This window comes from Maribacter sp. 2-571 (genome assembly GCF_050589625.1).
GTDB lineage: Bacteria > Bacteroidota > Bacteroidia > Flavobacteriales > Flavobacteriaceae > Pelagihabitans.
This window is the reverse complement of the sequence record NZ_JBNGOP010000006.1, coordinates 201,445-209,073: the sequence shown is the minus strand read 5'-3', so window position 1 is coordinate 209,073 and position 7,629 is coordinate 201,445. Positions and strand designations below refer to the sequence as shown.

Below are 7,629 nucleotides of genomic sequence, written 5' to 3'. Positions count from 1 at the left end.
AATCAAAGAACGGCCGTAACTTGTATATTTTTAAGGTCTTTACAAAGATTACTATTACATTAACCGGACACTATTGACTCACTACTCACTACTCACTACTCACCACCCTACGAACTCATTTCGGTAAAATACTGATAGAAATAGGGAATCGTTTCAATACCTTTTAGGTAGTTCCAAATGCCAAAATGTTCATTGGGGGAATGTATGGCATCACTGTCGAGCCCAAAGCCCATTAAAATGGTCTTGCTTTTTAACTCCTGTTCAAAAAGGGAGACGATGGGTATGCTACCACCGCCACGTTGCGGAACGGGTTTTTTACCAAAAGTGGTCTCATAAGCTTTTTCTGCGGCTTGATATCCTATGGTGTCGATAGGCGTAACATATCCTTGACCACCATGGTGCCGGGTTACGGTTACCTTCACTCCCTTGGGCGCTATCTTTTCAAAGTGGGTCTTAAACAATTCCGTAATGGTTTCCCAGTCTTGATCGGGCACCAAACGCATCGAAATTTTGGCATAGGCCTTACTGGCAATTACCGTTTTTGCCCCTTCACCGGTATACCCGCCCCAAATGCCGTTTACATCCAAGGTCGGTCGAATGGCATTGCGTTCATTAGTGGTATAGCCCGCCTCTCCATATACCGCGTCGATGTCGAGGGCTTTTTTGTAAGCTTCCAGGTCAAAAGGTGCTGCTGCCATCGCCTCCCGTTCCGTTTGGGAAAGTTCGGCCACCCGATCGTAAAATCCGGGAATGGTAATACGGTTGTTTTCATCGTGCAGCGAAGCGATCATTTTACTGAGAATATTGATCGGGTTCGCTACGGCACCTCCATACAGTCCGGAATGCAGATCGCGATTGGGTCCGGTCACTTCGACCTCCACATAGCTTAATCCCCTAAGTCCGGTAGTTACCGAAGGAATATCGTTCGCGATCATTCCGGTGTCCGAGATCAATATGATATCGTTGGCCAATTTTTCCTGGTTGTTCTTCACGAACCCCGCTAGGTTTTTACTGCCGACCTCTTCTTCCCCTTCGATCATAAACTTGACGTTACAGGGCAATTGTCCCGTCGAGATCATATAGGCTACCGCCTTCACGTGCATGTACATTTGGCCTTTGTCGTCACAGGCGCCGCGCGCAAAAATAGCGCCGTCGGGGTGTAGCTCGGTGGTTTTGATTACCGGTTCAAAAGGAGGGGAGCTCCATAGGTCGATAGGGTCGGGCGGTTGCACATCATAATGCCCGTATACCAGTATGGTAGGTAGGGTAGGGTCGATTGTTTTTTCTGCATAAATAATAGGAAACCCTGCTGTTTCACAAATTTCCACCAGGTCGCATCCTGCCGTTTCCAAGCTTTTTTTAATGGCATCGGCCATATGGAAGACGTCTTGCGAAAATGCGGGATCGGCACTTACCGATGGTATTTTCAATATCTCGATCAACTCCTGTATCATCCTTTCCCGATGTTCCGAAATGTACGTTTTTACGTCCTGCATAATCGCTAATGGTGTTATTGTTATGTTCAATATATCTTAAAATGGAATACCGGTTTCCGTTGTCCCTTGGCAACGACGTTCACCTGCCACCAAAACCGTGGTCCAGCCTACTGGTTTTCCAGAATAAATATAGATAAACCAGCAATAAACGAACGGTGAATATCGGTTTAATGTGACTTTTTTATACTAATGGTGTCCAAACAAGTACGGTCGCAAGATAAAAGAGGTTTGTACAACCGATGAAGGGCTTGCGATGGTTAAAGCAAAAATTGAAATTCTTCCCCGAATCTTCTTTTTTGGAACTTACCGATATTGCTGTGAAGTCCTTAGCAATGCTTTGGTTATCAAAATTGAAATAACATTAAATAATCATAATTCTGACTTTTAGTTGAATACGAGCATGGCACGTCAACGATTTCAAGTGATGTTGCCCGGATTTAAAAAAGCAATATCACATACCTTGTTTACCAGAGGTTTGGCAGAGGTGCTACAATGTTTTGAACCGGATTTAAACATACAGCAGTAAGCATACCAAACAAGATTAACCATAAATACCAAACAATTGACAAATACGACCAGTATTGAAACAAAGGAAGGACCGTTACACCATACGCGATCTGCTATTGCGGTGTTGAACAGCAGTTACGTACTTATTGATGCTTCCGATAGTTTATGCCGTTTGATCGGTGTAGAAGCGGAAGCGCTTAGGGGAGTTAATTGGTTTCGAATATTTCCCGGCCTATCCAAAGATTGGAAAATCAAATTAGATCACACCTTACATGGCGTTAAGGACATAGTAATCACCGATCCCATTACCGGGGCAAATGGAGAGATGAAAAATTATGTTTGGCAGCTTAACCCTTGGAACGATGTTTCGGGGAAACAGTATGGCATTGCGATTACGATAGCTCCGGAGTAGCGGAGCAGCGCACATTCATGTGTGTAATCGGTTAGCGAATGCAGCATCATTTGTGATAACTGCTAAGTCGAAAAATAGTTGTGCCGTTTTTGATAATACGGCCTTTATGGGGTTGACCTACTTTTTAACTTTTTTCCCTCGAAATGGTGTCACGGTTCCCCCGCCGTGCATCTTTTGAAAGGGTTTCCATAACCTGCCACTGGCAAATTAAAAATTTTGGTATCCTGTTTTGTCGGGGATTCAATTTTGACTTATATTTGCGGTCCGTTTTGGACGGAACCTGCAGGCGTGGTGGAATTGGTAGACACGCTAGACTTAGGATCTAGTGCCGCAAGGTGTGAGAGTTCGAGTCTCTCCGCCTGTACAACAAGGAAAACCCTGACCGGAACGTCAGGGTTTTTTATTGCTGGGTAACACATAGGTAACACATTTTACAATTTTTTATTATTAATTTTAATCTGACCCTTTTTTCAGCTATTCAGCCCTAAACTAAATAGTAAACAAGAGAAATATACTGCCAACAGAAATATATTGGTGTTATAACTGGTGGTAAATAAACTCCTTTCGATACACCCGACATTTCGTAATTCAGGTTTTCCAGACGGATTAAAACAGTTTAAAAAAAGGTTGTTCTATGGAATTTCCTATAAGTCCTCAAAATCTATTTTAACTCTTTTCACACTTTCCTTAGGTACTTCGGGCAATAATATATCATAAAAATCCTTGAAAACTTTTGAGTTTAGGCTATCCTCAACAATCCAAGTTTTTAAAGTTGCGATAAATTGTTCCTTTCCGATAATGTTAATCAGGTAGTTCATCGCTACGACCCCTTTACCACCCTCAAGATACTCCTGTCCATCGGCATAGATGAGCGGTGGCTCTATGTTCGATTCCTTATTTTTTTCTTTGGCATAGTATTCTTGTTTCTTCTTTAGAAGTTTGTCCACCGCTTCTTTGCCCAATTGTTCTTCCACAACAAACAATCCAAGGGCTTCCGGTAAAGCTATGGTAAGCATTTGTGCACCTTGTACATTTGAAATTTTGATGTTTTCGGTTATCCAATGCCCAATAATTTGGGATATTGCCAAGTGATACACGAACGCTTTGTCTTCTAAAGCTGCTGTATCTGCATACCAACCTTCCTTTTCAGAAATAGCTATCGTATTCGGATAGGAATAGAAACGGTCGTTGTAATAATTGATCTCTGCGATACGCAAGTCGTTATACGGATAGTTGCCAAGATTGTTATTTACAAACTTCAACGCATCCGTTGCCGCTTTTTTGTACAATTTGATATTGAATTGATGTTTGGGACTTGAGAGTATGCCCACCGTTGTGTTATCCGTATCGAACGTTGTTTCCAAGTAATCGGCCGAAGCGATATGCCAGTCGAACAAATAAGAAGGCGCAATACGATAACTTCTAAATACGCGATTGTTCTCGGTCCATTCTTTTTTCAATGTTCCGGGGGCCAACGGTATTTGTCCTTTGGCCGTACTTATCGTTATCGTTCCCGATACCGCCAATGCGTTATCGTCAAAGTAGTTTTCTCGTAACGCCCGGGCATCCGTTGTAGATGCCATTCGGGAGTCGATTTTAGGCAGTTGTTGCTCAACTCGTTTCCGGTTTTTTTGTAGTTGTTTATTTTCGTCGTAACCGATACTCGGTATAAAATCATAAATTCTTCCGAAAGATCCGTTATAGGTCAGATCTGTTTGTGGTTCATCGCCCGATTGTGTGAATCCTTGATACCTTTTTTCCGCCGAAAGGGAAACCACCAACGTATCGTTCGGCGACAAAGGGGGTTGAATACGATATCCCCACAAACGATGCGTATTATCCTCAAAAACGACTTTCACCTTTTTATTGTTCAACAGGATATTCTGAAGGTGTACACTTTCCAATTGATTTAAAAACAAAGTATCAATGACCGAAGTACTGGTGTTTACCATCGAAATTCGGGCCGAATAACGGGCTTTTCGTTCCATGGGAAACAAATCGAACGTGGCATCCAGATTAAAAATCTTTGGTTGAGGTCCGTTTTTCAGGTATCCGTACCGTTTTTCATAGTCCGCACGTTCCGTTTCTTCAATTTCGCCCGGGGTAAAGTTGTTTTTACCAATAGTATTGTCGGCCACAAAAGACTGCATCACGAAGAACCCTCCCAGCAACAGCAGCGCAATAATTTTCCCCGGCCAGGATAACTGCTCATTGCGCAGGGATAACTTTTTGTACCATTTTTTGGGCACACCTCTATCCCAAAACAGAATTCCAAGGAAAACAAATGCGGCGGATAATAATGCCCACATTAAAAAGTACCATTTTGCAGCAGTGATCCAAATGCCATACCCGCTCATTTCGGAATAATCCTCTAAACCGGGGACGGCCCCAAAAGCGAACCGGGTCTGTTCGGCGAGGCCCAGTTCAAAAGCCAGAATGGTACCGAATAAAATGCCTACGCCGAGAATATGCGTTAAAAACCGATTGCCCGTAAGCCCTGCAATAAAAAAGACCAGGGATATCTGGCATACGTAGGTCAACCAGCCCCAATTATACCCTAAAAGGTCATAGGCATAAAGCCAAAGATCAAGATTGTTGGCCCCTCCTTTTAAGACCTGTATGACAATACCGATAACAACAAAACTGAACGCCATTACAAAAGCGACCCCTATCATTGCAATATAGCGGGACAATAAAGTGACCCATACCGGTACCGGCAGTGTGTCCGTTATCTGATGGATATTTACGGTACGGTCCTTAAAAAAAAGCTCTCCTGCCCATACCATTAACAAAATCATGATAAACACCCCGAAAGTAAGCCTGAACAGGGTCATCGTTGAAGTGAGCGGTTGTGTTGCGCCGATGTAATAACTAAAGTTCCATATCAAATTCTGAAGGGTTATCATTAGTAATACCACGCCCAGCACCACCCTAAAGGATACCGGCCTAACGATATTCTTAAATTCCAAACGGGCCAAAGACCAGAGCTTTTTTAAGAATACGATACCACCAAAAGCCAATGATGGTGTTGTACTCCCTAATTTTTGGGTAACCGTTAAATTTGGTGAAGCAGGGTTATTTTGTTTTTTCGATTTTGTACTCGTTTTAACAAAACGCTTGAAACTAAAAGAAAGATATCCAATTAAAAAAGTAATAAGCGTAATGGAAAACCAAAGAATCCTGTTGTACAGCAAACTCCCTCGTAGTTTTAAAAAGCCAAAGTTTTTGTCGTCTACCGAAATGGAATTGGCCATAGCATCTACACCTACGTAACCAAAGGGGTCACCGATAGCCAGCGCGTTGGTAATTCCACTGGTTTCCGCTGCCGTTTGCATGAGCAAAAAAGCGATGACCGTAACCAGTGTAACAAGATAACCCAAAGCCATTTTTTGGGTAAGGGCCACTACCGTAAAAATTAAGGTGGTCAGCAGCAGTAGGTTCGGCATCGTCAAGAAAAAGAATCCGTCCAATAATTGCCAAAAGGGTGTTGGCGCAAAACAATGTGGATCACCGATACCGGAGTAGGGTACCAGAAGCATCCCGGCCAGGTATCCCAAAGCAATTATGATGTTATAAAAATACGCCGAGAGGAAGCGACCGAGGAAGAACTGCTTTTCGTTCACGGGCAATGTATATATCCAGTGTGCGGTATGGTACTGTTTGTCCTTGTATAGCGCCGTACCCGTAATGATGGCGATAATTATGATCATTAAAATACCGCCACCGGCCAGGTTTTTAAAAAATACCGTGGTCGCGTTCATCAATAGACCATCATTGGTGTAGTATTCAAAATTTCCCTTGGTATACCATATTCCTTGAAAGACCAGAATTAGAAAATACAATAAGGTCGTCCATTGGAAAACACGTTTTTTTAGCTCAAAACCTACAATTTTCCAAATCATACCATAGCATTTTTTTGATGGAACAACAGGTTAAAATAGGCATCTTCAAGCGTAGGTTGTTTTGCGTAAAATTCCGCGTCCGGTGCCGTATCCGCTACCACGGTAATCAACATTTTGCCCAAATGAAACCGATTTGAAATAACGGCATACGACTGCCTGTGTTTTTCAAAAGCCGCTTTTTCAATTTGTTTTTCCCATACGTTACCGGCAAGCGACCGTTGGATCTCATGTGGTTTTCCGGTGAGCAATACTTCCCCTTCTCCTATAATGGCCATATCGTTACAGAGTGTGCTTACGTCCTCCACAATATGCGTGGAAAGTAGTACCACGGCGTCCTCACCAAGTTCGGAAAGTAGGTTGTAAAAGCGATTGCGTTCCATAGGGTCAAGGCCGGCCGTCGGCTCATCTACAATGATCAGTTGCGGGCTGGCAAGCAAGGCCTGTGCAATTCCAAAGCGTTGTTTCATCCCTCCCGAATAACTGTCCAGGCGTTTTTTACGTACGTCGTACAAGTTCACTTTTTGTAATAGGGCCGCCACACGTTCCCTCCGCTCGGCTCTTTTTGTAATGCCCCGCATATCGGCAATGTGCAGGAGTAGTTCTTCCGCCGTAACGTTGGGATATACCCCAAACTCTTGCGGCAGATAGCCCAGTACTTTTCGTAGTTCCTGAGGCTGCTTTAGAACATCAATGTCATTAAAATGGATACTTCCGCTATCGGCATCTTGCAATGTGGCGATGGTACGCATCAACGTGGACTTGCCGGCACCGTTTTGACCCAGTAGTCCGAACATTCCTTTGTGAATGGTCAAATTGATATCCTTGGAGGCCCGTACCCCGTTGGCATACGTTTTAGAAAGATTGGAAATTTCGAGTTTCATGGATGTATGGTGTATTAAAACCAGCCTTTTTCTGGTGTGAGTATGATACTTTTGAGAAGGTTGCGGTGTTGCAAAAGCAAAAACAGCACCATTAAGAAAAACAATGCATCAAATGCAATGAAGAGGTTATATTTTGAAAAGAAAACATGTGTCATCAATAAACACAGTAGTAAGGGAACCAACATAATACTCCCCAAAAGATAGGTGCGTTTAAAAACAAGTAGTAGTCCGCAAAGCAATTGAAAAAACCCTACAAAATATAAGTAGCCCGATGCTTCGAGCAATTCATAAAATATAAAAAAGGCTTCTGCCGCTTGGGGAGCATCGGCCCTAAAAACGGAAGGATCATAGGGCAGAAACAACTTTTCTATGCCTGCCCAAACGAATATTAGGGCCAATACGTATCTTATGATATAGATAGCAATGTTCAT

Annotated in this window: 5 protein-coding genes and 1 tRNA gene; 2 read left to right on the top strand and 4 right to left on the bottom strand. The window is 43.0% G+C overall.

Going from position 1 to position 7,629, the window contains the following annotated elements:
- Positions 1–107: 107 nt before the first annotated feature.
- Entirely contained in the window at positions 108–1,496 is a 1,389-nt protein-coding gene (locus ACRD7P_RS06835) for a dipeptidase (protein WP_430906794.1), read from the bottom strand.
- 562 nt (positions 1,497–2,058) lie between these two features.
- On the opposite strand from ACRD7P_RS06835, the gene ACRD7P_RS06830 reads away from it, so the two are divergent.
- On the top strand, positions 2,059–2,415 hold the full coding sequence (locus ACRD7P_RS06830; protein ID WP_430906793.1) for a PAS domain-containing protein: 357 nt from the start codon (positions 2,059–2,061) through the stop codon (positions 2,413–2,415).
- A gap of 282 nt (positions 2,416–2,697) precedes the next feature.
- A tRNA-Leu gene (locus ACRD7P_RS06825) sits at positions 2,698–2,779 on the top strand.
- Positions 2,780–3,059: 280 nt separating this feature from the next.
- On the opposite strand, the gene ACRD7P_RS06820 is transcribed toward ACRD7P_RS06825, so the two are convergent.
- From ACRD7P_RS06820 to ACRD7P_RS06810, 3 genes are read right to left on the bottom strand one after another with little or no spacing between them, the layout of a single operon-like run.
- Complete coding sequence (locus ACRD7P_RS06820) at positions 3,060–6,317, bottom strand: ABC transporter permease (protein WP_430906792.1); 3,258 nt, start codon at positions 6,315–6,317, stop codon at positions 3,060–3,062.
- A complete protein-coding gene (locus ACRD7P_RS06815) occupies positions 6,314–7,198 on the bottom strand; it encodes an ABC transporter ATP-binding protein (RefSeq protein WP_430906791.1) in 885 nt (294 codons plus the stop codon). The genes ACRD7P_RS06820 and ACRD7P_RS06815 overlap by 4 nt, the downstream gene beginning before the upstream one ends.
- A gap of 14 nt (positions 7,199–7,212) precedes the next feature.
- Positions 7,213–7,629, bottom strand: coding sequence for a MauE/DoxX family redox-associated membrane protein (locus ACRD7P_RS06810; RefSeq protein WP_430906790.1), 417 nt, complete (start codon positions 7,627–7,629; stop codon positions 7,213–7,215).

Bases quoted from the DNA above. Each gene is read 5' to 3' on its own strand.
- ACRD7P_RS06835 (WP_430906794.1), bottom strand. From the start codon at position 1,496: ATGCAGGACGTAAAAACGTACATTTCGGAACATCGGGAAAGGATGATA.
- ACRD7P_RS06820 (WP_430906792.1), bottom strand. From the start codon at position 6,317: ATGATTTGGAAAATTGTAGGTTTTGAGCTAAAAAAACGTGTTTTCCAA.
- ACRD7P_RS06815 (WP_430906791.1), bottom strand. From the start codon at position 7,198: ATGAAACTCGAAATTTCCAATCTTTCTAAAACGTATGCCAACGGGGTA.
- ACRD7P_RS06810 (WP_430906790.1), bottom strand. From the start codon at position 7,629: ATGAACATTGCTATCTATATCATAAGATACGTATTGGCCCTAATATTC.